The following is a 21,326-nucleotide window of genomic DNA, read 5'->3' on the forward strand; positions in this document are numbered from 1 at the left end:
GTCGGGGCAGTCCGGGCCGGGCGCACCCCGACCGGCCGGCCGCGCCGCCGGTCGACCTGACCGACCGCGGGGCGTCGACCTCGGCCGGCCCGGGCGCCCGTCTTCTCGCTGCCGCATGCCCGCTCCGGTTCGTGCCATGCCCGCCGTCGCGGGGGAGCACTGCGCGCCGAGGCCGCCGGGGCACCCCGCCGCTGCGGGCGGGTGGCGTCCGCCACCGGCCGGTCGGGTGCGGCACGGCCCGGCGCTCCTGCCGGTGCTGCTGCGGCGCCCGATGCCGGGGGCCCGGCCGGATGCCGGGGTGGTCAGCCGGTGAGCAGCCGCAGCCGTTCGACCGCCTCGGACAGGACCTCGGGGCGTTTGCAGAACGCGAAGCGGACCTGGGTGCGGCCGGCCGCCTCGTCGTCGTGGAAGACCGCGTTGGGGACGGCGACCACCCCGCAGCGTTCCGGCAGCGCCAGGCAGAACGCGACGCCGTCCTTCTCGCCCAGCGCGGCGATGTCGGTGGTGACGAAGTAGGTGCCCGCGGACGGGTGCACGGTGAAGCCCGCGTCGCGCAGCCCGGCGGAGAGCAGGTCCCGCTTGGCCCGCAGCTCCTCCCGCAGCCCGGTGAAGTAGGCGTCCGGCAGCCGCAGCGCCTCGGCCACCGCGTACTGGAACGGGCCCGCGCTGACGTAGGTCAGGAACTGCTTGGTGGTACGGACCGCCGCGATGAGGTGGGGGGCGGCCGTCACCCAGCCGACCTTCCAGCCGGTGAACGAGAAGGTCTTGCCGGCGGAGGAGATGGAGACCGTGCGGTCGCGCATGCCCGGCAGCGAGACGAACGGCACGTGCTCGCCGTCGAAGACGAGGTGCTCGTACACCTCGTCCGTGACGACCAGCAGGTCCCGTTCGACGGCCAACTCGGCGATGGCCTCGGCCTCGGCGCGGCTCAGCACCATACCGGTGGGGTTGTGCGGGCTGTTGAGCAGCAGCATCCGCGTCCGGTCGGTGACCTTGGCCCGCAGGGCGTCGAGGTCGGGTCGGAAGTCGGGGGCCCGCAGCGTGAGCGGCACCCGGACCGCGCCGGCCATCGCGATGCCCGCCGTGTAGGAGTCGTAGTAGGGCTCGAAGGCGATCACCTCGTCCCCCGGTTCCAGCAGCGCGAGCAGCGCCGCCGCCAGCGCCTCGGTCGCGCCGGCGGTCACCAGCACCTCCGAGTCCGGGTCCCAGTGCAGTCCGTGGAACCGCGACTGGTGCTCGGCGACCGCCTGACGCAGCTCCGGGATGCCGGGCCCGGGCGGGTACTGGTTGCCGTGCCCCGAGCGGAGGGCCCGGACGGCCGCCTCGCGGACCGCCTCGGGGCCGTCGGTGTCCGGGAAACCCTGGCCGAGGTTGATGGCCCCCGTCTCGGCGGCGAGTGCCGTCATCCGGGCGAAGATCGTCGTGCCCAGCCCGTCGAGCCTGCGGTTCAGCAACGGACGGTCGCTCATCTCTCACCGGTCCTCGTGGTCGGCCTGCTGTGCGGGTGCGGTGCGGCGGCGGTCCCGCCGGGCATCGGCTCATCCTCGCCCATGGCGTCGGCCGGGGACAGCGCCCGCCGCGCCGCCCGCCGTGCCCCGTGCCCGCGCGGTCGACCACACCCCCCCCGCGCGGGACGGTCGGGCGGGGACGGCCGGGCGGGGCGCGACGGATCAGGCGTCGAAGTCGATCGCCACCTCGGCGGTCCTCGGCCGGGACTGGCAGGCCAGCACGTAGCCGCCCGCGATCTCCTCCGGCTCCAGCGCGTAGTTGCGGTCCATGCCCACCTCACCGCTGACCAGCTGCACGCGGCAGGTACCGCAGACACCGCCCTTGCAGGCGTAGGGCGCGTCCGCACGGTTGCGCAGCACCGTCTCCAACAGCGTCTCGCCCTGCTCCATCGGCCAGGTCCCCGACCGGCCGTCGAGCGTCGCGGTGACCCGGGACCCGGCCGGCGCTGCCGCATCGGCCCGCGGTTCCCCCACGGGAGCGGCGTCGGCGTGGAACAGCTCGGTGTGGACGCGGCGGCGGTCCACCCCCACCGCACGGAGCGCCTCATGGGCCGCCTCGACCAGCCCCAGTGGGCCGCAGAGATACCACCCGGCGACGTCGGACGTCCCCGGGCCCAGCAGCGCCGGCAGCAGTGCGCCGAGTCGGTCGGCGTCCATGCGGCCGGTGGCAAGACCCGCCTGCTGCTCCTCCCGGGAGAAGGCGTGCGCCAGCTGGAGCCGATCCGGGTAGCGGTCCTTCAGCTCCGCGAACTCCTCGAGGAACATCGTGCTGGCCGAGGAGCGGTCGCAGCGGAGCACGGTGAAGCGGGCTTCCGGCGCCCGCGCCAGCAGGGTCGCGACCATGCTGAGCACCGGGGTGACACCGCTGCCGCCGACCACCGCGGCGTAGCGGCCCGGTACCGGCGGCAGCGTGAAACGTCCGGCCGGGGGGAGGACGTCCAGGGTGTCCCCGGCTTTCAGCTCCTTGACGACATGGGCCGAGAAGACGCCGCCGTCGATGTGGCGCACCCCGACGGTGAGGCGTTCCGGGCCCGGTTCGTCGGGGGACGACGCCGGCGAGCAGATGGAGTAGGTCCGCCGCAGCTCTGCGCCGTCCGCCGGGGTGTGACGGAAGGTGAGGTGCTGGCCGGGGACGTGCCGGAAGGTCTCCCGCAGGGAGGACGGCACGTCGAGGGTCACCGCGACCGAGTCCTCGGTCAGGTGGTCGAGCCGGCTCACGGTGAGCGGGTGGAAGATCACCGCCGCACCTCCTTGACGTGGTCGAACGGCTCGCGGCAGGTGTCGCAGCGGCGCAGGGCCTTGCACGCCGTGGAGGAGAAGCGGCTGAGCAGCGTGGTGTCGGTCGAGCCGCAGCGCGGGCAGCGGATGGTGAGCGCCAGGCCCACGGGGCCGGCGGCGGGTCCGGTGGGCCGCGGCGGTGCGATGCCGGCGGCGGCGAGCTTGCGTCGCCCTTCGTCGGTGATGTCGTCGGTCGACCAGGCCGGGCTGAGGACGGTGCGGACCGTCACCTCGGCTGCTCCCGCGTGTCGCAGCGCCGTTTCGAGGTCCGCGGCCATCGTCTCCAGCGCCGGGCACCCGGTGTAGGTGGGGGTGATGTCGACCTCGACCCGTACGGGGTGCGCGGCCGTCGCCGGTGCCGCCTCGGGGACCGGGGCGCGGTCGAACCGCAGCGCGCGGAGGACACCGAGCTCGGCGAGGGAGAGGACCGGCAGCTCCGGGTCGGGCACGGAGGCGGCCGCGGCGCGCAGGGTCGCCTCGTCGGGGGCGGCCGGGCCGTCCGTCGCCTTACCGGAGGCCGTCTCGGGGGCGGTGGCTGCTCGCCCTGCGGGGGGCCGGGTCACCACGTCGCCCCCGGGTGACTGCGGTGCAGGTGCTGCATCTCGGCGAGCAGGAAGCCGAAGGGCTCCGTGTGCACGCCCTCGCGGCCGCCGCCCGCGGCCCAGGCGTCGGCGTCCGGGCCCTCGGGGAGGTCGAGGGTCGCTTCGGCGAGCACGGCCCGCAGCGCGGTGAGCCACTGCTCCCGCAGGGCGGCATCGTCCAGGGGCAGCCCGGGGACCGGCGCGAACAACTCGCCGGTGTGACGCCACATCACCGCCATGCCGCGTCGCATCCGTGCGTGCGACTCCTCGGTGCCGTCACCGAGCCGCAGCGTCCACTCGGTGGCGTGGTCGCGGTGGTAGGCGGTCTCCTTGACCGCCTTGGCGGCGAGTTCCCGGATCGGGGTGGGACAGTCGGCGGAGTCGAGGATCGCCGTCCAGCGGAGTTCCTGGGCGAGCGAGAAGCAGAGCTGGCGGGCGATGGTCTGCGCGAAGTCACCGTTGGGCTGCTCCACCAGCTGGATGTTGCGGAAGGCCCGCTCCTCCCGCAGGTAGGCCAGTTCGTCCTCGTCACCGACGAAGGAGAACAGGGTGCGGGCCTGACCGAGCAGGTCGAGCGAGATGTTGGCCAGGGCGACGTCCTCCTCGAGGGCCGGAGCGTGGCCGGTCCACTCGGCGAGGCGGTGGGAGAGGATCAGGGCGTCGTCGCCGAGCATCAGCGCGGCGGCCGCCCCCTCGCCGGTGAGCCGCGGCGCCGTCGCCGCGTCGGTGCTGCGCGCGGTGTCGGCCGGGGTCACAGGTGCTTCACCCCGTCGGGTATCGCGTAGAAGGTCGGGTGCCGGTAGGCCTTGTCACCGGCCGGTTCGAAGAACGGGTCCTTCTCGTCGGGGGAGGAGGCGGTGACCGCCGCGGCGGGGACGACCCAGAGGGAGACGCCCTCGCCGCGCCGGGTGTAGAGGTCGCGGGCGTTGCGGAGCGCCATCTCGGCGTCCGGGGCGTGGAGGCTGCCGGCGTGGGTGTGGGAGAGCCCACGGCGGCTGCGCACGAACACCTCCCACAGCGGCCAGTGCGTGGTCATGAGGCGGGGGCTCCCTTCGGGGCGGCGGTGCGGTCGGCAGGTCGACCGGTGGTGCTCCCGGGAAGGCGCCCGGTGGGCGCGGTCTCCCGGGCACGGCGCTTCGCCGCGTGGGCGGAGGCCGCCTCCCGGACCCAGGCGCCCTCCTCGTGGGCGCGGCGGCGCTGGGAGATGCGCTGCTCGTTGCAGGGGCCGTTGCCCTTGAGGACCTGGGAGAACTCCTCCCAGTCGATGGCCCCGAAATCGTGCCGGCCGCGCTCCTCGTTCCACCGGAGGTCCGGGTCGGGCAGGGTGAGGCCGAGCGATGCGGCCTGCGGCACGCAGATGTCCACGAACCGCTGCCGGAGCTCGTCGTTGGAGTGCCGCTTGATCTTCCACGCCATGGACTGGGCCGAGTGGGCGGATCGGTCGTCCGGCGGCCCGAACATCATCAGCGAGGGCCACCACCACCGGTCGACGGCGTCCTGTGCCATGGCGCGCTGGGCCTCGGTGCCCCGGCTGAGCGCCAGGAGGAGCTCGTAGCCCTGGCGCTGGTGGAACGACTCCTCCTTGCAGATGCGGACCATGGCCCGCGCGTACGGACCGTACGAGCAGCGGCAGAGCGGTACCTGGTTGGTGATGGCGGCTCCGTCGACCAGCCAGCCGATGGCGCCGACGTCGGCCCAGGTCAGCGTCGGGTAGTTGAAGATCGAGGAGTAGCGCTGCGTGCCCGCGTGCAGCTTGTCCAGGAGTTCGTCGCGACTGACGCCGAGGGTCTCGGCCGCGCTGTAGAGGTAGAGCCCGTGGCCCGCCTCGTCCTGCACCTTGGCGATGAGGATCGCCTTGCGCCGCAGGGACGGGGCCCGGGTGATCCAGTTGGCCTCCGGCTGCATGCCGATGATTTCCGAGTGCGCGTGCTGGGCTATCTGGCGGACGAGGGTGGCGCGGTACGCGTCGGGCATCCAGTCGCGGGGCTCGATGCGCTCCTCGGCGGCGACGGCCGCGTCGAAGGCCGACTGCCACTCGGAGGGGCCGGGGCTCCGGTCTGCCGCGGGCGGGGCGGTGGTCATCGGCTGGCCCTCTCGTCGGTGGTCGGTGGGGTGGTGACGGTGACGGTGCGTCGGTCTCGGACCGCTCCGGCCGGCGGGGCGGGGTCCGCGGCGGGGGCGCGGGAGGGCGGTCGCCGCGCGTGCCGACCGCCGGAGCGGCCGCGGTGGGCGTCGTGAGGGCCGCCGGGAGGAGCGGCCCGCCGCTGTGAAGGTGTCCGGCCGACGCGGTGTCGGACGATCGCGCGCCACCGGCGCCGCCGACCGACCGATCGTTCGGTTCAATGGTGGGCGGGGTCCGGGGCGGTGTCAAGAGACTCACTCGTTCGGCGGTACGCAGCCCGGGGTGGCGATGCCCAGGATGATGACTGTCACTCTCCGTGTTCGGCAGTGGCAGTGGCAGTGGCAGTGGCAGTGGTGGTGGCGGTGGCGATGGCACGGAGTGGTGCGGCGGCACGGAGGGCGGGGCCGGTGGGTGGCGGTGGCACCCCCGGCAGGGCGGGGGACGGGGCGGAGTGGGCGGTGTGGCGGGGCGGCCTCGGCAGGGCCGAAGGGCGGGGGACGCGACGGTGCCATCGGCGGTACCGTGCTGTGGTCCAGGAGGGACCTGGAACCGCAGTCGTGGGGGACCGTTCGCCAGCATGGAGCCACCGGAGAAACCCGAGGATCGCAGCGGGGAAGACGACCCCGGCACCGGGACGGGCGACGGAACGGCCGCTGCCGCTCTTCCCGCCCCCCGGGAGGCGGCGGGCGCCGCCTCACCGGCGCACCACGACGAGGGAGGGGCGGCGGCCCCGCCGGCGGCTGGAGACCCCGCGGCGGACCCGCCACCGGCCGGCCGGCCCCCCGGCGAAGGCGGTCAGCGCAGTGACGGCGGAGCGCCGGACGCCGACCCGCTGACGACAGAGGGGTTCGTCTTCGCCCGCCTGCGGTGGCCCGCGCGCATCGTCATCGCGCTGACCGTGGGGGTCGCCACGGTGCTCGGCCTCTGGCACATAGCCATGGGCTTCCTCTACGTCGCGCCGGCCAACACCCTGTCCAAGGAGTACGGGTCCGTCATCCGGGACGGCTACTCCAATCCGGAGTTCGAGCAGAACTGGAAGCTCTTCGCCCCCAACCCGCTCCAGTCCAACATCGCCGTCGAGGCCCGCGCCGAGTTCGAGGACGAGAACGGGGCCGTGCGCACCACCGACTGGATCGATCTCACGGCCATGGACATCGAGGGGATCCGGTACAACCTCCTCCCGAGTCACACGGCGCACAACACCCTCCGGCGGGCGTGGGACAGCTACAGCAACACCCTTGACGACGACGGCCGTCCCGTGGGGGAGCGCGGCGAACGCGCCACTGTCTACGTCCACCGCATCGCGCTGCTGCGGCTCAGCACGGTCATGGACACCGAGCCGGTGCAGCGGCTCCAGGTGAGGTCGGCGGTCACCCCGCTCGCCACCCCGCCCTGGGACGACCGGGTCGTCAACACCGAGACCGTCCACGCGGAGCAGGACTGGCGGACCGTCCTGCCGTCCGACCGGCCGCGCGGCGTGCTGGCCCCCTCCGGCGACGACCTGCCGCCGCCAGAGGCGGCGGTCGCCGAGGAGGGCGCGTCGGAGGAGGGCACCGAGAGCGGTGACGGCGCCCGCGTCACGGAGGAGACCGACGGCGGGGCCGGCGGGGACGCACCCGCCGCGGCGGGCCCCACGGAGGCAGCCGGCGGCGTCGAGGCCCGGGAGGGCGAGTCATGAGCGCGCAGCAACCGTCCGGACGGACGGCCGACAGGCCCCCGCCGTCGCCCTTCGCCGGTCTGGGCAAGAAGTTCGACGCCTCGCTCGCCCGCGGCCTGGGTCACCTCACCCGGCGTGCGCTCGGCCCCCACCAGACCGCCGTGGTCCGCATCGGGTTCGCCTTCACCTGGCTGTTCTACCTGATCCGCGAGTTCCCCCACCGCCACGAGCTGTACGGCCCCGACAGCCCCTGGGGTTTCGACCTCGCGGAGCAGATGATCTCGAGCTCCGGTGCCTTCACCGTGCTGCTGTGGAGCGACGGTCGCCTCTGGTTCGAACTCGTCTACCTGACGGCGATGCTGGCGTCGCTCGGGTTGTTGCTGGGGTGGCACACCCGGGCCGTGTCCGTCCTCTTCATGCTCGGCGTGCTCTCCCTCCAGAACCGCTCCATCTTCATGGGCGACGGCGGCGACAATGTCGTCAAGCTGATGGCCATCTACCTCGTGCTGCTCCGCTGCGGGCAGGTGTGGTCGCTGGACGCGCGCCGCCGGGCACGGCGCGGCGCGGGGCCCGACACGGACCGGACGGGGGTCGTCCTCTGGGCCGCCGCGGGCCTGGCCCTCGCCGTCACCACCGGTGGCGGGCTCCTTGGCGGCTGGGTCTGGCAGCTCTGCCTGTGGGGGCTGTGGTTCGTCTTCGGCGCCTGGTGGGTGGTCGAGCGGCACTGGCCCCGGGAGCCCCGCCTGGTCTGCGACGTGGTCGCCAACCTGGTGCACAACATGGGCCTGCTGATCGTCATGGCGCAGGTCTGCCTGATCTACGCCACGGCCGGCTGGTACAAGATCCAGGGGACCAGGTGGCAGGACGGCACCGCCGTCTACTACCCGATGAACCTGGACTACTTCACGCCGTTCCCCGAGCTGTCGCAGGCGCTCACCGGCAACGGTGCGCTCGTGATGATCATGACGTACGGGACGGTCTTCATCCAGGTCGCCTTCCCGTTCGCCCTGCTCAACCGCAAGGTCAAGAACGTGCTGCTCGCGGTGATGATCGCCGAGCACGTCGGCATCGCGGTGCTGATGGGCCTGCCGTTCTTCTCGCTCGCGATGATCGCCATGGACATCGTCTTCCTGCCCACCGCCTTCCTGCTCTGGCTCGGCTACCGGGCGCGGCGGGCGACGGCACCGCTCTCCCGCCTCACGGGGCGCCGCCCCCGGGCCGACGACGAATCCGACGGCCGCTCCGACGGCCGCTCCGACGACGCTGCGGCGGGTTCGCCCCCCGAGCCGCTGGTCGCCGCGCCCCGGGCAGGCACCGTGACCGGCACGGGCGACACCCCTGCGGCCGGCGGTGTCGCCGGGCGGCCCCCTACGGTGCCGGCCCCCGCACCGGAGTCGGCACCGGGCGCGGACCGCGCGGGTGCCACCGATCGACCGGCGGCGGGCGCATGACCCCCCAGGAGGCCGGCGGCGCGGCGGCCGCCTGGCAGCGTCTGACCGAGCAGCCGGGCGCCGCCGCCGTCCACCTCGACGGCTTCCACGCACTCAAGCACGCCCTGCGCTTCGGCGCCGCCGTCCGGCTCGCGGTCACCACCGACCGGGCGGCGACGCTGGCGCTCGCAGCCGAGTTGGCCCCGGACCTCACCGCCCGGCTCGACACCCTGCTGGCACCCGTCGCCCCCGAGGAACTGGCGCGGCTGGTGGCGCGCCCCCATCCGACCGGTGTCGCGGCGCTCGCCGCCCGGCCGCCGGAACCACGGCGGGACCAGCCGCGCACGGCGCCGTTGGTGGTGCTCGACAACCCCCGACATCTGGGGAACACCGGCGCGGTGATCCGGCTCGCGGCGGGCGCCGGGGCCGCCGGGGTACTGACCACCGGGACGGTCGATCCGTGGAATCCGGGCGTGGTGCGGGCGGCGGCGGGGCTGCACTACGCCCTGCCGGTGGCGCGCTGCGAGGTCGCCGACCTGCCGCCGGGGCCGCTGCTCGCGCTGGACCCCGAGGGAGACGACATCCGGGAGCTGGTCGTCCCGGACGACGCGCTGCTGGCGTTCGGCTCGGAGCGGCACGGACTCGGTTCGGCCGTCCGTGCCCGGGCCGACCAGCTGGTGTCGCTTCCGATGCGACCCCAGGTGTCGAGCTACAACCTGGCCACCAGCGTGTCGATGGCGCTGTACCACTGGCTGGCGGCACAGCCCCGCCGACGGGCCGCCCCGGAGAGCCCGTCGCCGGCGGGATGACGTGCCGCGCCGCGGGTGCGCGTCGGCCGACGCCGCGCGCCCGCAGCGCGGCTCCCCGCCGCAGGGCGCGGGGGCGCGGCAGCCGCGCCGTCCCCCGCGCGGACGTCTACGCCTGGCGCCGTACCTCGACCACCCGGAAGCGGTCCGCGACGAACGCCGCGTCGACCAGCGCGGCGTTGGCCGACGGGTTCCCGCCCGACCCGTGCAGGTCGGAGAAGGCGGACGTCTGGTTCACGTAGACGCCGCCGGTGAGGTTGAGGGAGAGCTGCGCGCACTCCTCCAGGCAGACGTCCACCAGCCCCCGCTCCACCTCGCCGGAGGTCGTGTAGCCGCCCACCGTCATGGCTCCCTGTTCGGCGATGGTGGAGCGGAGCAGGGAGAGCGCCTCCGCGGTGGAGTCGACAGCGACGGCGAAGGCGACCGGGCCGAAGCACTCCGTGCGGTACGCGGCCTCGTGCTCGGGCTTGGCGGCGTCGAGCTTGACGAGGACCGGGGTCCGCACGGTCGCGTCGGGGAACTCCGGGTGGCGGATGCTGCGGGAGCGAAGCGCGACGTCCCCGATCTCCGGGGCCGTCTGGACCCGGGCCCTCACGGCCGGACTGACGATGGCGCCCAGGATGGACACGGCGCGGCTGTCGTCGGCCAGCAGATGCTCCACGGCGGCCGCCAGGTCGCTGACCACCTGGTCGTAGGTCTTCTCGCCGTCGTCGGTGACGACGCCGTGCCGGGGGACGAGCAGGTTCTGGGGCGTGGTGCACATCTGCCCGCTGTACAGGGAGAGGGAGAACGCCAGGTTGGCGATCATGCCCTTGTAGTCGTCGGTGGAGTCGATGACGACCGTGTTGACGCCGGCCTTCTCCGTGTACACCTGGGCCTGCGGGGCGTGGGTCTCCAGCCAGTCCCCGAAGGCGGTGGAGCCGGTGTAGTCGATGATCCGCACCTCGGGCCGCCGCGCGAGGTCGGCGGCGACGGTGCCGCCGTCCTCCTCCGCCACGAGGGTGACGAGGTCGCGGGAGAACCCGGCGGCGTGCAGCACCTCCCGGGCGAAGCGGACGGCGATGGCCAGCGGCAGCACCGCGTGGGGGTGCGGCTTCACCAGCACCGGGTTGCCCGCGGCCAGCGACGCGAAGAGCCCCGGAAAGCCGTTCCATGTCGGGAAGGTGTTGCAGCCGATGAGCAGCGACACCCCCCGCGGGACGGCGGTGAACTCCTTGGTCAGCTCGATCGGCCCCCGCTTGCCCTGCGGCTTCGACCACGCGGCGCGCCGCGGCAGCCGCGTCTGCTCCGCGTACGCGTGGGCGACGGCCTCCAGCCCGCGGTCCTGGGCGTGCGGGCCGCCGGCCTGCATCGCCATCATGAACGCCTGCCCCGAGGTGTGCATCACCGCGTGGGCGAACTCCATGGTGTGGGCGTTGATCCGGGCGAGGATCTCCAGGCAGACCAGCGCCCGGGCCTCGGGACCGGCGTCGCGCCAGGCGGGGACGCCGTCGACCATCGCCGGCAGCAGCTGGTCGATGTCGGCCTTGGGGTAGCTGACGCCGAGGGCGAAGCCGTACGGCGAGTGCTCCCCGCCGACCCACCCGGTGGTGCCGGGCTGGTCGAGCTCGAACCGCGAGTCCCGCACGGCGTTGAACGCCGCCAGCCCCTGCTCGGCGTCGAGCGAGTTCAGCACCGTGGCGCCGTCACCGTAGGCCTTGGGGTGTTCCGGGTACGGGGACCAGTAGCCGCGGTCGGCGATGGTCTCCAGCGCCGTGTCCAGGGTGGCGCGGTGCCGGTCGGCCAGCTGCTCCGGGGTGAGGCATCGGGTCATGGGCGGGTGTCTCCTCGTCGAGCTGGAACGAACACGGGCCATGGACGATACTGCTACCGAACGATCGGTCGGGGCAAGAGGTGCCACGCCCTCCGCGTGAACCCGCGCTCGGCCCCGCGGACCGCCCGTGCAGACTGGTGCGGGGGCCACAGCCCCCCTCGCCGCACCCCGATACCCAGAGAACCGGTGTCTACCGATGGCCACGGAAACCCGACGCGACACGTACACCCCGCAGACGCTGCTCGAAGTGGCGGTGGGCGTATTCATCGAGCGCGGTTACGACGGCACGTCGATGGAACACCTCTCCCGCGCGGCGGGCATCTCGAAGTCGTCGATCTACCACCATGTGCGCGGCAAGGAGGAACTGCTGCGGCGCGCGGTCAGTCACGCACTGGACGGGCTGTTCGCGGTGCTGGAGGAGCCGGTCGCGGTCGACGGCCCGGCGATCGACCGCCTGGAGCACGTGGCGCGCCGGACCACCGAGGTGCTGATCGAGCGGCTGCCCTACGTGACGCTGCTGCTCCGGGTGCGCGGCAACACGGAGGCCGAGCGGTGGGCACTGGACCGGCGCCGGGAGTTCGACCACCGGGTGGCGGAACTGCTGCGGGAGGCGGTCGCCGACGGTGACCTGCGGGCGGACGTGGACGTCCGGCTCGCCACCCGCCTGCTCTTCGGCATGGTCAACTCCATCGCGGAGTGGTACCGGCCCGGCCACGACTCGGCGATCCCCGCGGGCCGGATGGCCGACGCCGTGGTCGCGACGGCCTTCGCCGGGCTGCGGACCGGAGGCGCTCCGGGCCCCGAGGGCGGCCGCTGAACGAGGGTCCACGCGTGCACCGCGCACCCGCATAGCACGCCGGGGAGGCGCAGGGACGGGAACGGCGGAAAGCCTGCGCGGTACTGCCGGCGGCTGGTTGTGTCGCTGTTCCCGCTGCTCGTGCCGCAGCGGGGCCCGGCGGGGGCGCACGCCGTGGCTTCCGAGCCGCTGTGCGCGCCCGGTCGGCCGGGACCGACCGAGACCGCGCCCGCATGCGCCGGTCTCCGCGCGCCGTGCGAACCACGTGCGGGCCGGTCCGCTCCCGACCGGGCGCGGGTGCCCCGCCGCCCCGGCCGCGCCGGTCCGCCGAAGCACGCGCCGGTATCCGCCGCCCGAACGCCGTGACGACCGTTGCGAGGAGCCTCATGAAGGGACACCAGCTGCTGGTGCGCCGATCCGCCGTGCCGCTGCCCGTGCCGCCGGCCGTGCCGGCACCGTCACGGCCGGCCGCGTCACCGCCCGCCCCGGGGGAGCCGCCGCCGGTCGACCTGGCGGAGGCGTTCGACTTCCTGCGGATGTTCCATCTGGAGCACCCCGACCAACCGGTGCCGCTGCGCGCCCGGATGCGTCAGGTGCGCCAGGCCGTCGCGGCGGTCGGCACCTACCGTCACACCACCGCGGAGCTGACCTTCGGCGCCCGCGTCGCCTGGCGCAACTCCAGCCGCTGCATCGGCCGGCTGTACTGGAACAGCCTGAAGGTGCTCGACCGCCGGGACGCGACCACTCCCGACCGCATCCACCGCCATCTCGTCGACCACCTGCGGACGGCGACCAACGGCGGACGGATCCGCCCCGTGCTCTCGGTGTTCGCCCCGAGCACGCCGACCACCGCCGCGCCCCGGGTGTGGAACAGCCAGCTGGTCCGGTACGCCGGCTACCGCCTCGACGACGGCAGGGTCCTGGGTGATCCGGCCAACGTCGCCTTCACCGAAACGGTGCGTCGGCTCGGCTGGCGCGCGCGGTACGGGCGGTTCGACCTGCTGCCGCTGGTCGTCGAGGGCACGGACGGGCGGGGGCCGCGGCTGTTCGAGCTGGATCCTCGCGACGTGCTGGAGGTGCCGCTGGTCCACCCGGACCATCCGTTCTTCGCCGGGCTGGGCCTGCGCTGGCACGCGGTTCCCGCGATCTCCCACATGCGGTTGCGGATCGGTGGTGTCGACTACCCGCTGGCTCCCTTCAACGGCTGGTACATGGGCACCGAGATCGGTGCGCGCAACCTCACCGACAGCGATCGCTACGACCTGCTGCCGGCCGTCGCCGCCGGCCTGGGTCTGGACACCTCGCGCGAGGACACCCTCTGGCGCGACCGCGCGCTGGTCGAGACCAACGTGGCCGTGCTCCACTCGTTCCGGGCCGCCGGGGTCCGGATCACCGACCACCACACCGAGTCCCGACGGTTCCTGACCCACATCGAGCGCGAGGAGGCGGCCGGGCGCAGGGTGCCGGCGCAGTGGAGCTGGATCGTGCCGCCGATGTCCGGCGGGATCACGCCGGTCTTCCACCGCTACTACGACGAGCAGGAGCAGCACCCCGCCTTCCACCTCGACGACGACGCCCGGGACCGCGCCGAGGGGCGGGTCGGACCGGCACCGGCGGGGCGCGGCGGCGGTTCGGCGGCGGCTGCGGGAGGTGGGTGGGGCGCCCCGCCGGAGCGGTGTCCGGCGGGTGCCGTCGACGGCGCGGTGTCCGGCGGGTGTCCCGCGGAGGCGGGTCGCCGGTCCGCGGAGCAGCCGGGGCGGCCGTCCCGGGACTGACCGGGGGACTGACCGCGGGGCTGTCCGGGGGCGGGGCCGACCGGGCGGACCGACCGGAGGCGGGCGTGCGGGCTGTACCAGGGGCGTGCACCGCAGCCTGCACGCCTGTCGGTGAGCGTGAGCGCTGCCACGGGGGGCGCTCCGTCCGGATGCAGCCCCGCCGGCTACGGCTCGGGCAGCAGGTCGGTCTCCTCGAACACCAGCAGCGTCCGGGTGGACAGCACCTCCGGCATCGCCTGGATGCGTGTCAGCACGAGTTCGCGAAGCTCGCGGTTGTCGGCGGTGTGCACCAGGAGCAGGACGTCGAAGTCCCCGCTGACCAGCGCGATGTGTGCCGCGCCCGGCAGCTGCTCCAGCTGGGAGCGGACCGTGCGCCAGCTGTTCTGCACGATCTTCAGCGTGATGTAGGCCGAGGCGCCCTGTCCGGCCCGCTCGTGGTCCACGCGGGCCGTGAACCCGCGCACCACCCCCTCCTCGACCAGCCGGTTGATCCGTGTGTAGGCGTTGGCGCGCGATATGTGGACCTGTTCGGCGATCGCCCGCACGGACGCCCGGCCGTCCAGCCGGAGCAGCCGCAGGATGGCGCTGTCAATGGGGTCGAGAGGGCGCGCCGCGTTTGGAGCCAACTGGCCGTCGGGCATCGGTGGTGACCTCCCGGGATGGACGTTCGGCCTTCATCAGACGGTCATACCGCACGGTTGTCCACAGGCAATCCGCAGCTGTAGCCAAAATGCCGTGGCAACCGAACAATCGGTAGGGAGAGGCGGGCCACCGCCCCCTCTTGTCCTTGCAGCCCTTTACCAGGAGGTGCTCGCCATGACGGTGCTGGAGCAGACACCAGGCCGCGACGAATCCGGTGCCCGCCCCACTCCGCCGACCGCCGGCTGGCGCCCCCGCACCGACCCTGCGCCCCTGCTGCCGGACGAGACGCCCTTCCGTCTCCTCGGCACCGGCGCCCGGCTCGACAAGCGGCGCAAGGAGCTCTGGCGCGAGCTGTACCGCGGGCTGGTGCACGGCCGCCGCTACAACCGGCAGGCCACCGCACTGACGCGGCAGGGCCGCCTCGCCGTCTACCCCTCCTCGACCGGCCAGGAGGCCTGCGAGGTCGCGGCGGCCCTCGCCCTCGCCGAGCAGGACTGGCTCTTCCCCAGCTACCGCGACACCCTCGCCGTCGTCGCGCGGGGCGTCGACCCCGTCGAGGCGCTGACGCTGCTGCGCGGGGACTGGCACACCGGCTACGACCCCCGGGCCGTCCGTGTCGCCCCCCTCTCCACCCCGCTCGCCACCCAGTTGCCGCACGCCGTCGGCCTGGCCCATGCCGCCCGTCTGCGCGGTGACGACGTGGTCGCCCTCGCCATGGTCGGCGACGGCGGGACCTCCGAGGGCGACTTCCACGAGGCCCTCAACTTCGCCGCCGTCTGGCGCGCCCCCGTCGTCTTCCTGGTGCAGAACAACGGCTTCGCCATCTCCGTCCCGCTGGCGAAGCAGACCGCCGCGCCGTCCCTCGCGCACAAGGCCGTCGGGTACGGCGTACCCGGCCGTCTGGTCGACGGGAACGACGCTCCCGCGGTCCACCAGGTGCTCGGCGAGGCCGTCGCGCACGCCCGTGCCGGCGGCGGTCCGACCCTCGTCGAGGCCCTCACCTACCGCGTGGAGGCGCACACCAACGCCGACGACGCCACCCGGTACCGCACCGACGAGGACGTGGCCCCCTGGCTCGGCCACGACCCGGTCGCCCTCCTGGAGGCGGAGCTGCGAAACCGCAGGCTCCTCACCGACCGCGAGGCCGACGCGATCGCCGAGGAGGCGGAGGCGATGGCCGCCGACCTGCGCGGCCGGATGAACACCGACCCTGCCCTGGACCCGGAGGACCTCTTCGCCCACGTCTACGCCGAGCCGACGACGCACCTGCGTGAGCAGGCCGCGATGCTGCGCGGTGAACTCGCAGCCGACGCCGCCGACGACCCCGACCGGGCCGACACTCCGGCCCGGCGCCGGGCGACCGGCCGGGACGACCACGCCGACGACCACCGGCAGAACCACCAGGAGCGGGCCGCATGACGACAGCGACGTCCACCCCCGCCCGCCCCGCGCCGCCCGGGGGGCCTGCTCCGACGACCATGGCGCAGGCGATCAACCGCGCATTGCGGGACGCCATGGCCGCGGACGACACCGTGCACGTCCTCGGCGAGGACGTCGGCGCCCTCGGGGGAGTCTTCCGGGTCACCGACGGTCTGACGGCCGAGTTCGGCGAGGAGCGCTGCACGGACACCCCACTGGCGGAGGCGGGCATCCTCGGCACCGCCGCCGGCATGGCGATGTACGGACTGCGCCCCGTGGTCGAGATGCAGTTCGACGCCTTCGCCTACCCCGCGTTCGAGCAGCTCGTCTCGCACGTGGCGCGCATGCGCAACCGCACCCGCGGCAGCCTTCCGATGCCGCTGACCATCCGCGTCCCCTACGGCGGCGGTATCGGCGGGGTCGAGCACCACAGCGACTCCTCCGAGGTCTACTACATGGCGACTCCCGGGCTGCACGTCGTCACCCCGGCGACCGTCGCGGACGCCTACGGCATGCTCCGCTCGGCCATCGCCTCGGACGACCCGGTGCTGTTCCTCGAACCCAAGCGCCTCTACTGGAGCAAGGAGACGATCGACCTCTCCTCGCCTCCCGCCTGCGAGCCGCTGGGCCGGGCCGTGGTCCGCCGCGCCGGGACCTCGGCCACCCTCATCAGCTACGGCCCCTCGGTGTCGGTGTGCCTGGAGGCGGCCGAGGCGGCGCGGGAGGAGGGCTGGGAACTGGAGGTGCTCGACCTCCGCACCCTCGTCCCGTTCGACGACGAGACGGCGGCCGCCGCGGTCCGCCGCACCGGGCGCGCGGTCGTCGTCCACGAGGCGTCGGGCTTCGCAGGCCCCGGCGCCGAGATCGCGGCCCGCCTCACCGAGCGGTGCTTCCACCACCTCCAGGCGCCCGTCCTGCGGGTCACCGGCTTCGACATCCCCTATCCCCCGCCGATGCTGGAGAAGCACCATCTGCCCGGCGTCGACCGTGTCCTGGACGCTGTGGCACGGCTCCAGTGGGAGAGCGACCACACGGAAGGCGGCGCGGCATGAGCACCCACCGCGACGAGCGTGAGTTCCTTCTCCCCGACCTCGGGGAAGGGCTGACCGAGGCCGAGATCGTCCGCTGGCTGGTCGAGGTCGGGGACGAGGTCGCCGTGGACCAGGCCGTGGTGGAGGTGGAGACGGCGAAGGCCCAGGTCGAGGTGCCCTGCCCGTTCGAGGGCGTCGTGACCGCCCGCCACGGCGCGGAGGGGGAGGCCCGGCCCGTCGGAACGCCGTTGATCGCCGTCGCGGTGGGCGGGTCGGCGGGTGGTGCGGCGGGCCGCTCGTCCACCGGGAAGCCCGCCGGGGCCCCTGCTTCCTCGCCTGCCGAGGACCGGTACCGGGAGGCGGCCGGCGGCTCCGGCAACGTCCTCGTCGGGTACGGCACCGGCGCCTCGAAGAGCGCCGCCTCCGGTGCCCGCCGCCGTCGGCGAGCCCTCACCGCGGCCGGGTCGGCGGCGGGCCGCGGCACCACCGGTCCGCTCGACGGGCACGCTCCGCACGGAGCGGTGGCGCCGAACCCGCCCACCGCCTTCCCCGCGGACCGCGCCGCCCGGCCCGTGGTCGGCGGCGTCACCGGCGCCTCGGCTGCCGCCTCCATCCCCTCCGGTGCGGCGGCCGACCACGAGGGCACGGCGCACCGGGCGCCGGTACCGGTGATCTCGCCGCTCGTGCGTCGCCTCGCTCGCGAGCGCGGTCTCGATCTGCGGGCGCTGCACGGCAGTGGGCCGGGCGGTCTCATCCTCCGGGCCGACGTGGACCGCGCCGCGGCGGTGCGCGGCGGCAGAACCATCACGGCCGACAGCGGCGACAGCGCCGACAGTGGTGGCGTGCCGACCACTGACGGCCGGGCGGGGCAGCCGGCCGGCGTCGGCGCCGACCCGACGGGGGCCGTCAGAATCCCGCTGCGCGGCATCACCGCCGCCATGGCGGACAAGCTCTCCCGCAGCCGGCGGGAGATACCCGACGCCACCTGCTGGGTCGACGCCGACGCCACCGAACTGCTCGCGGCGCGCCGCGCCATGGGCGAACCCACGGTCTCTCTCCTGGCGGTGCTGGCCCGCGTCACGGTGGCGGCGCTCGCTCGGCACCCCGAGCTGAACGCCACGGTCGACACCGACGCCCGGGAGATCGTCCGCCTGCCCGCCGTCCACCTCGGCTTCGCCGCCCAGACTCCGCGGGGCCTGGTCGTCCCCGTGGTCCGTGACGCCCACACCCTCTCCACCGAGCAGCTGCACCGGGAGATGTCCCGACTGACCGCCTGCGCCCGCGACGGACGCCTCACCCCGGCCGACCTCACCGGATCGACGTTCACCCTCAACAACTACGGCGTCTTCGGTGTCGACGGTTCGACTCCGATCATCAACCACCCGGAGGCCGCGATGCTCGGCGTCGGCCGGATCGTGGAGAAGCCGTGGGCCCACGCCGGGCAACTGGCGCTGCGTCACGTCGTTCAGCTGTCGTTCACCTTCGACCATCGGGTGTGCGACGGCGGGGTGGCCGGCGGGTTCCTCCGTTACGTCGCCGACTGCGTCGAACGTCCGACGCTGCTGCTGCGCAGCCTCTGAACAGCCGCCGGGCGGCGGGAGTCCCGAAACGACCCGCCCCCCGGCGGCGCACCAACAACCCCGCAGTTCGGCCGGTCGGCGTTGAGCCGGGCGGTGGGCGGGCGTCCCGGTCCCTTCGACGGGTCCGGGACACGGGGCCTCGCCCCGGCGGGCTGCCCGCTGTCGGGCCGTTGCTTGACGGGTAATCACGACCGAGGGGCGGATCGGCGCTGTTCCGGCTCGCGCTGTCCGGCAGTCGGCGGTGGCTGCCCCAGGCTCGCCCGCGGCAGCCCCGACCGACGCGGCGTCGGGTGCCGTTCACGCGCTGGCGGCTCCGCAGCCCCTCCGGCCTGCGACGGCCCTCCGCCACCCGAGAGCAGAGACGGGTTGCCCCGGCGGGACCGCCGCGGGGCACTGCTCCCCAGTGGGTTCCGGCAGGCCGTGAGCACCCGCTACCGGCGCCCGACGGCCGGTGGGCGCCGGTAGCGGCCCCGACTGAGCCTCGGCCGAGCCCCCGGCGAGAACCCGATCGAGCCCGGGCAGGGACCGGGCCGACACGCGGGAATGCCTCGGCCCGGGGCGTGGGCCGCCGTGCCCAGTGACGGCACGGCAGTGGCGACCCCGAGTGGGGATCGTGGGGGCCGGCCCTGTGGGGTGAGACTCGGCTGCCCCGTCGGACTGTTGGGGCGGACGCCGTGCCGTCCGGGACAGCACGGCGCCCCTGTTCTCACCGTGGGCGCCGGGGCGTCCGCGTGCGGGGCGCGGGGGCGAGGCGTGGCTCGGCCCGTCGCCGGTCTGCCGGGGCGGACGCCGTGCCGTCCGGTGGCACGGCGCCGTCGCCCCGCGGGCTGTCACCGTGGGCGCCGTCCGGCCGTTCGGCCTTCCGGCCTTCCGTATGGCGCGGCGGGGGCCGGGGCGCGGTCACCGGCGCCCGAGCCGAGCCGTGGCTGCCGACAGCGTCACCCGGGGCACCGACGCCAGGGCCGGCGCCGCCCCCCCCCGGCAGCGGTGCGGGCGACTCAGCCGACGGAGAGCACCAGCTTGCCGCGGGTGCGGCCGTTCTGCTGGTCACGCCAGGCATCGGCCGCCTCGGCGAGCGGGTAGACCCGCTCGACCGGGACGGTGAGCCGGCCCGCCTCCGCGAGGTCCGCCAGCGCGGTCAGCTCGGCCGCGTCGGGACGCACCCAGATGGCGTGCCCGCCGAGCTCGGCGGCGCGGCCGTCCACGATGGACACCAGCCGGGAGGTCTCGCCCAGCAACTCCGCTGAGTCGTCGGCGACCCCGCCGACGAAGTCGAGTGCGACGTCGACGCCGCCCGGAGCCAGGTCCCGGACGCGGCCCACCAGCCCCTCGCCGTAGGTCACCGGTTCGGCGCCCAGCTCGCGCAGGAACGCGTGGTTGCGCTCGCTGGCGGTGCCGATCACCCGTGCACCGCGCGCCACCGCGATCTGCACGGCGAGGCTGCCGACGCCGCCGGCCGCCGCGTGCACCAGCACGGTGTCGCCCTCGCCGGCACGGGCCCGGTCCAGGGCCTGAAGCGCCGTCAGGCCCGCGAGCGGCAGACCGGCCGCCTGCTCCCAGCTCAGGGAAGCCGGCTTGCGGGCGATGTGCCGCACCGCCGCCGTCACCAGCTCGGCGTAGGTACCGTGCTGCACGTAGTCCTTGCGGGCGTAGCCGAGCACCTCGTCGCCCACCGCGTACTCCGGGGTGTCCAGCCCGACGGCTTCGACGACTCCCGCGAGGTCCCACCCCGGGATCACCGGGAAGTAGGTCTGCATGAGCGGGTCGAGGCCGCCGCCGGCCAGCTTCCAGTCGACCGGGTTGATGCCGGCCGCCTTGACCCGGATCAGTACCTCTCCCGGTCCGACCTTCGGGTCCGGGACCTCCGTCAGCCGCAGGTTCTCGGGTCCGCCGTACTCCTGATACGTGATTGCTCTCATGGGGTGCACAACGAGTGGACGGTCCGTCGCATTCCGCACAGCGCGCCACCTTGCGGCCCGGCCACCCGAACGGCTGCCGTCAGGGCGTGCACTCCCGTCGCGGCGCGTCGAGGTAGCGCCAGGTCTCGGGGCCGACGTGTCCGTCGACGTCGATTCCGGAGCAGCGCTGCACCGCGCGCACCGCGGTGTCGGTGCGCGGGCCGAAGATCCCGTCCGTGTCGAGCTGGTTGCCGTAGTTGTGGTTCAGCAGGCACTGGATCTGCCGCACGCTCTGGCCGGCCATGCCCTCGGCCCAGTCCCTGCTGCGGTCGGTGCTGTGGGAGCAGTTGTCCCGTCCGGGCTGCCCGGGGGCGGGCGGCGGCGGGTCCTCCCGGGGAGGCGCCGGGGCGCTCGGCGCGGGCGCCGGGGTGCCCGGGGGAGCGGGGCCGTCGCCTCCGGCGGGGGGAGCCTGGGCGTCCTCGCCGCCGGTTTCGCCGGTGGAGTGCTCGTCGCCGGCCGCCGCGTCGTGGTCGGCGTCCTCCGCAGTGGAGGGACTGCCGGTGCCGTCGTCCTCCCCGTCCCCCTCCCCGTCTCCGTCCTCGTCCGGTTCCGGCGAGGGCGGCGACAGGGATTCGTCGGCCTCGGGAGCGGGCTCGCCGCCCTCGACCGGTTCGTCGACCGGCCCCGGCGGCGGTTCCTGCGGCGCCAGGTCCGCGACGTCGCGATGCTCCGCTGCGCCGCCACCGCCGAGCGCGTAACCCCCGCTGACGAGCGCGAGGACAGCGATGACCGCGGCTGCCGCCGCACCGACCGTCCGGTTGCGTCGCCCGCGCAGCCCGCCGCGCCCGCGGTGTTCGGTGGTCACGGGGGCGCTCGGGACGGTCGCGGGCCCGTCGGCGGCGCCGAGGGGGTCCGGCGACTCTCCGGGGGCGGCGCGACCGTCGGCGCCGAGCGCGGGGAGCAGCCCCGGCGCGACGGGCAGGTCGGCCG

The 21,326-nt window shown here is 74.6% G+C and carries 18 protein-coding genes; 8 read left to right on the plus strand and 10 right to left on the minus strand.

Annotation, left to right across the window (positions count from 1 at the left end; translation table 11 throughout):
• Positions 1-302 precede the first annotated feature (302 nt).
• The 6 genes from HCN52_RS10905 to paaA form a co-directional block, all read right to left on the minus strand.
• Complete coding sequence (locus tag HCN52_RS10905) at positions 303-1,469, minus strand: pyridoxal phosphate-dependent aminotransferase (RefSeq protein ID WP_168088215.1); 1,167 nt, start codon at positions 1,467-1,469, stop codon at positions 303-305.
• Positions 1,470-1,670: 201 nt separating this feature from the next.
• Positions 1,671-2,744 (minus strand): 2Fe-2S iron-sulfur cluster-binding protein, encoded by a 1,074-nt coding sequence (locus tag HCN52_RS10910; RefSeq protein WP_168088231.1) that lies wholly within the window; start codon positions 2,742-2,744, stop codon positions 1,671-1,673.
• Positions 2,744-3,256 carry a 1,2-phenylacetyl-CoA epoxidase subunit PaaD gene (gene paaD / locus HCN52_RS10915; RefSeq protein WP_209314408.1) on the minus strand — a complete coding sequence of 171 codons (513 nt, stop codon included), beginning with the start codon at positions 3,254-3,256 and terminating at the stop codon, positions 2,744-2,746. The genes HCN52_RS10910 and paaD overlap by 1 nt, the downstream gene beginning before the upstream one ends.
• An 89-nt stretch (positions 3,257-3,345) precedes the next feature.
• Positions 3,346-4,122, minus strand: coding sequence for a 1,2-phenylacetyl-CoA epoxidase subunit PaaC (gene paaC / locus HCN52_RS10920; RefSeq protein WP_376767116.1), 777 nt, complete (start codon positions 4,120-4,122; stop codon positions 3,346-3,348).
• Positions 4,119-4,403 (minus strand): 1,2-phenylacetyl-CoA epoxidase subunit PaaB, encoded by a 285-nt coding sequence (gene paaB / locus HCN52_RS10925; protein ID WP_168088217.1) that lies wholly within the window; start codon positions 4,401-4,403, stop codon positions 4,119-4,121. The genes paaC and paaB overlap by 4 nt, the downstream gene beginning before the upstream one ends.
• On the minus strand, positions 4,400-5,449 hold the full coding sequence (gene paaA, locus HCN52_RS10930; protein ID WP_168088218.1) for a 1,2-phenylacetyl-CoA epoxidase subunit PaaA: 1,050 nt from the start codon (positions 5,447-5,449) through the stop codon (positions 4,400-4,402). Before paaA ends, paaB begins: the two co-directional genes overlap by 4 nt.
• A 617-nt stretch (positions 5,450-6,066) precedes the next feature.
• On the opposite strand from paaA, the gene HCN52_RS10935 reads away from it, so the two are divergent.
• The 3 genes from HCN52_RS10935 to HCN52_RS10945 are packed head-to-tail and all read left to right on the plus strand — an operon-like array spanning position 6,067 to position 9,385.
• A complete protein-coding gene (locus HCN52_RS10935; RefSeq protein WP_168088219.1) occupies positions 6,067-7,167 on the plus strand; it encodes a DUF5819 family protein in 1,101 nt (366 codons plus the stop codon).
• On the plus strand, positions 7,164-8,597 hold the full coding sequence (locus tag HCN52_RS10940) for an HTTM domain-containing protein (RefSeq protein ID WP_168088220.1): 1,434 nt from the start codon (positions 7,164-7,166) through the stop codon (positions 8,595-8,597). Before HCN52_RS10935 ends, HCN52_RS10940 begins: the two co-directional genes overlap by 4 nt.
• The gene (locus HCN52_RS10945; protein WP_168088221.1) at positions 8,594-9,385 is read left to right on the plus strand and encodes a TrmH family RNA methyltransferase; all 792 of its coding nucleotides are present in this window, start codon (positions 8,594-8,596) and stop codon (positions 9,383-9,385) included. The genes HCN52_RS10940 and HCN52_RS10945 overlap by 4 nt, the downstream gene beginning before the upstream one ends.
• 106 nt (positions 9,386-9,491) lie before the next feature.
• Here HCN52_RS10945 and paaN read toward each other — a convergent pair whose 3' ends face one another.
• Entirely contained in the window at positions 9,492-11,195 is a 1,704-nt protein-coding gene (gene paaN / locus HCN52_RS10950) for a phenylacetic acid degradation protein PaaN (RefSeq protein ID WP_168088222.1), read from the minus strand.
• Positions 11,196-11,391: 196 nt separating this feature from the next.
• On the opposite strand from paaN, the gene HCN52_RS10955 reads away from it, so the two are divergent.
• Entirely contained in the window at positions 11,392-12,012 is a 621-nt protein-coding gene (locus HCN52_RS10955; protein WP_168088223.1) for a TetR/AcrR family transcriptional regulator, read from the plus strand.
• A 365-nt stretch (positions 12,013-12,377) separates the two neighbouring features.
• A complete protein-coding gene (locus HCN52_RS10960) occupies positions 12,378-13,766 on the plus strand; it encodes a nitric oxide synthase oxygenase (protein ID WP_168088224.1) in 1,389 nt (462 codons plus the stop codon).
• Between the two features lie 164 nt (positions 13,767-13,930).
• Here the strand turns inward: HCN52_RS10960 and HCN52_RS10965 are convergent, their stop codons facing one another.
• Positions 13,931-14,407, minus strand: a complete 477-nt coding sequence (locus HCN52_RS10965) for an Lrp/AsnC family transcriptional regulator (protein WP_168088225.1) — start codon at positions 14,405-14,407, stop codon at positions 13,931-13,933.
• Between the two features lie 175 nt (positions 14,408-14,582).
• On the opposite strand from HCN52_RS10965, the gene pdhA reads away from it, so the two are divergent.
• From pdhA to HCN52_RS10980, 3 genes are read left to right on the plus strand one after another with little or no spacing between them, the layout of a single operon-like run.
• Positions 14,583-15,827, plus strand: coding sequence for a pyruvate dehydrogenase (acetyl-transferring) E1 component subunit alpha (gene pdhA / locus HCN52_RS10970; RefSeq protein WP_168088226.1), 1,245 nt, complete (start codon positions 14,583-14,585; stop codon positions 15,825-15,827).
• On the plus strand, positions 15,824-16,879 hold the full coding sequence (locus HCN52_RS10975; protein ID WP_168088227.1) for an alpha-ketoacid dehydrogenase subunit beta: 1,056 nt from the start codon (positions 15,824-15,826) through the stop codon (positions 16,877-16,879). The genes pdhA and HCN52_RS10975 overlap by 4 nt, the downstream gene beginning before the upstream one ends.
• Positions 16,876-18,438, plus strand: coding sequence for a dihydrolipoamide acetyltransferase family protein (locus HCN52_RS10980; RefSeq protein ID WP_168088228.1), 1,563 nt, complete (start codon positions 16,876-16,878; stop codon positions 18,436-18,438). Before HCN52_RS10975 ends, HCN52_RS10980 begins: the two co-directional genes overlap by 4 nt.
• Before the next feature lie 998 nt (positions 18,439-19,436).
• Here the strand turns inward: HCN52_RS10980 and HCN52_RS10985 are convergent.
• Together HCN52_RS10985 and HCN52_RS10990 are read right to left on the minus strand one after the other, a co-directional pair.
• Entirely contained in the window at positions 19,437-20,357 is a 921-nt protein-coding gene (locus HCN52_RS10985) for an NADP-dependent oxidoreductase (RefSeq protein WP_168088229.1), read from the minus strand.
• Positions 20,358-20,436: 79 nt separating this feature from the next.
• On the minus strand, positions 20,437-21,326 hold an 890-nt coding region (locus HCN52_RS10990), incomplete at its 5' end, for a peptidoglycan-binding domain-containing protein (protein WP_209314407.1).

It is taken from the genome of Streptomyces bohaiensis, assembly GCF_012033785.1.
Taxonomy (GTDB): domain Bacteria; phylum Actinomycetota; class Actinomycetes; order Streptomycetales; family Streptomycetaceae; genus Streptomyces; species Streptomyces bohaiensis.

Excerpts from the sequence above, each read along its gene's own strand:
- HCN52_RS10905 (WP_168088215.1), bottom strand. The coding sequence starts at position 1,469 with ATGAGCGACCGTCCGTTGCTGAACCGCAGGCTCGACGGGCTGGGCACG.
- paaB (WP_168088217.1), bottom strand. The coding sequence starts at position 4,403 with ATGACCACGCACTGGCCGCTGTGGGAGGTGTTCGTGCGCAGCCGCCGT.
- paaA (WP_168088218.1), bottom strand. The coding sequence starts at position 5,449 with ATGACCACCGCCCCGCCCGCGGCAGACCGGAGCCCCGGCCCCTCCGAG.
- HCN52_RS10935 (WP_168088219.1), top strand. The coding sequence starts at position 6,067 with ATGGAGCCACCGGAGAAACCCGAGGATCGCAGCGGGGAAGACGACCCC.
- HCN52_RS10940 (WP_168088220.1), top strand. The coding sequence starts at position 7,164 with ATGAGCGCGCAGCAACCGTCCGGACGGACGGCCGACAGGCCCCCGCCG.
- HCN52_RS10945 (WP_168088221.1), top strand. The coding sequence starts at position 8,594 with ATGACCCCCCAGGAGGCCGGCGGCGCGGCGGCCGCCTGGCAGCGTCTG.
- paaN (WP_168088222.1), bottom strand. The coding sequence starts at position 11,195 with ATGACCCGATGCCTCACCCCGGAGCAGCTGGCCGACCGGCACCGCGCC.
- HCN52_RS10955 (WP_168088223.1), top strand. The coding sequence starts at position 11,392 with ATGGCCACGGAAACCCGACGCGACACGTACACCCCGCAGACGCTGCTC.
- HCN52_RS10960 (WP_168088224.1), top strand. The coding sequence starts at position 12,378 with ATGAAGGGACACCAGCTGCTGGTGCGCCGATCCGCCGTGCCGCTGCCC.
- HCN52_RS10965 (WP_168088225.1), bottom strand. The coding sequence starts at position 14,407 with ATGCCCGACGGCCAGTTGGCTCCAAACGCGGCGCGCCCTCTCGACCCC.
- pdhA (WP_168088226.1), top strand. The coding sequence starts at position 14,583 with ATGACGGTGCTGGAGCAGACACCAGGCCGCGACGAATCCGGTGCCCGC.
- HCN52_RS10975 (WP_168088227.1), top strand. The coding sequence starts at position 15,824 with ATGACGACAGCGACGTCCACCCCCGCCCGCCCCGCGCCGCCCGGGGGG.
- HCN52_RS10980 (WP_168088228.1), top strand. The coding sequence starts at position 16,876 with ATGAGCACCCACCGCGACGAGCGTGAGTTCCTTCTCCCCGACCTCGGG.
- HCN52_RS10985 (WP_168088229.1), bottom strand. The coding sequence starts at position 20,357 with ATGAGAGCAATCACGTATCAGGAGTACGGCGGACCCGAGAACCTGCGG.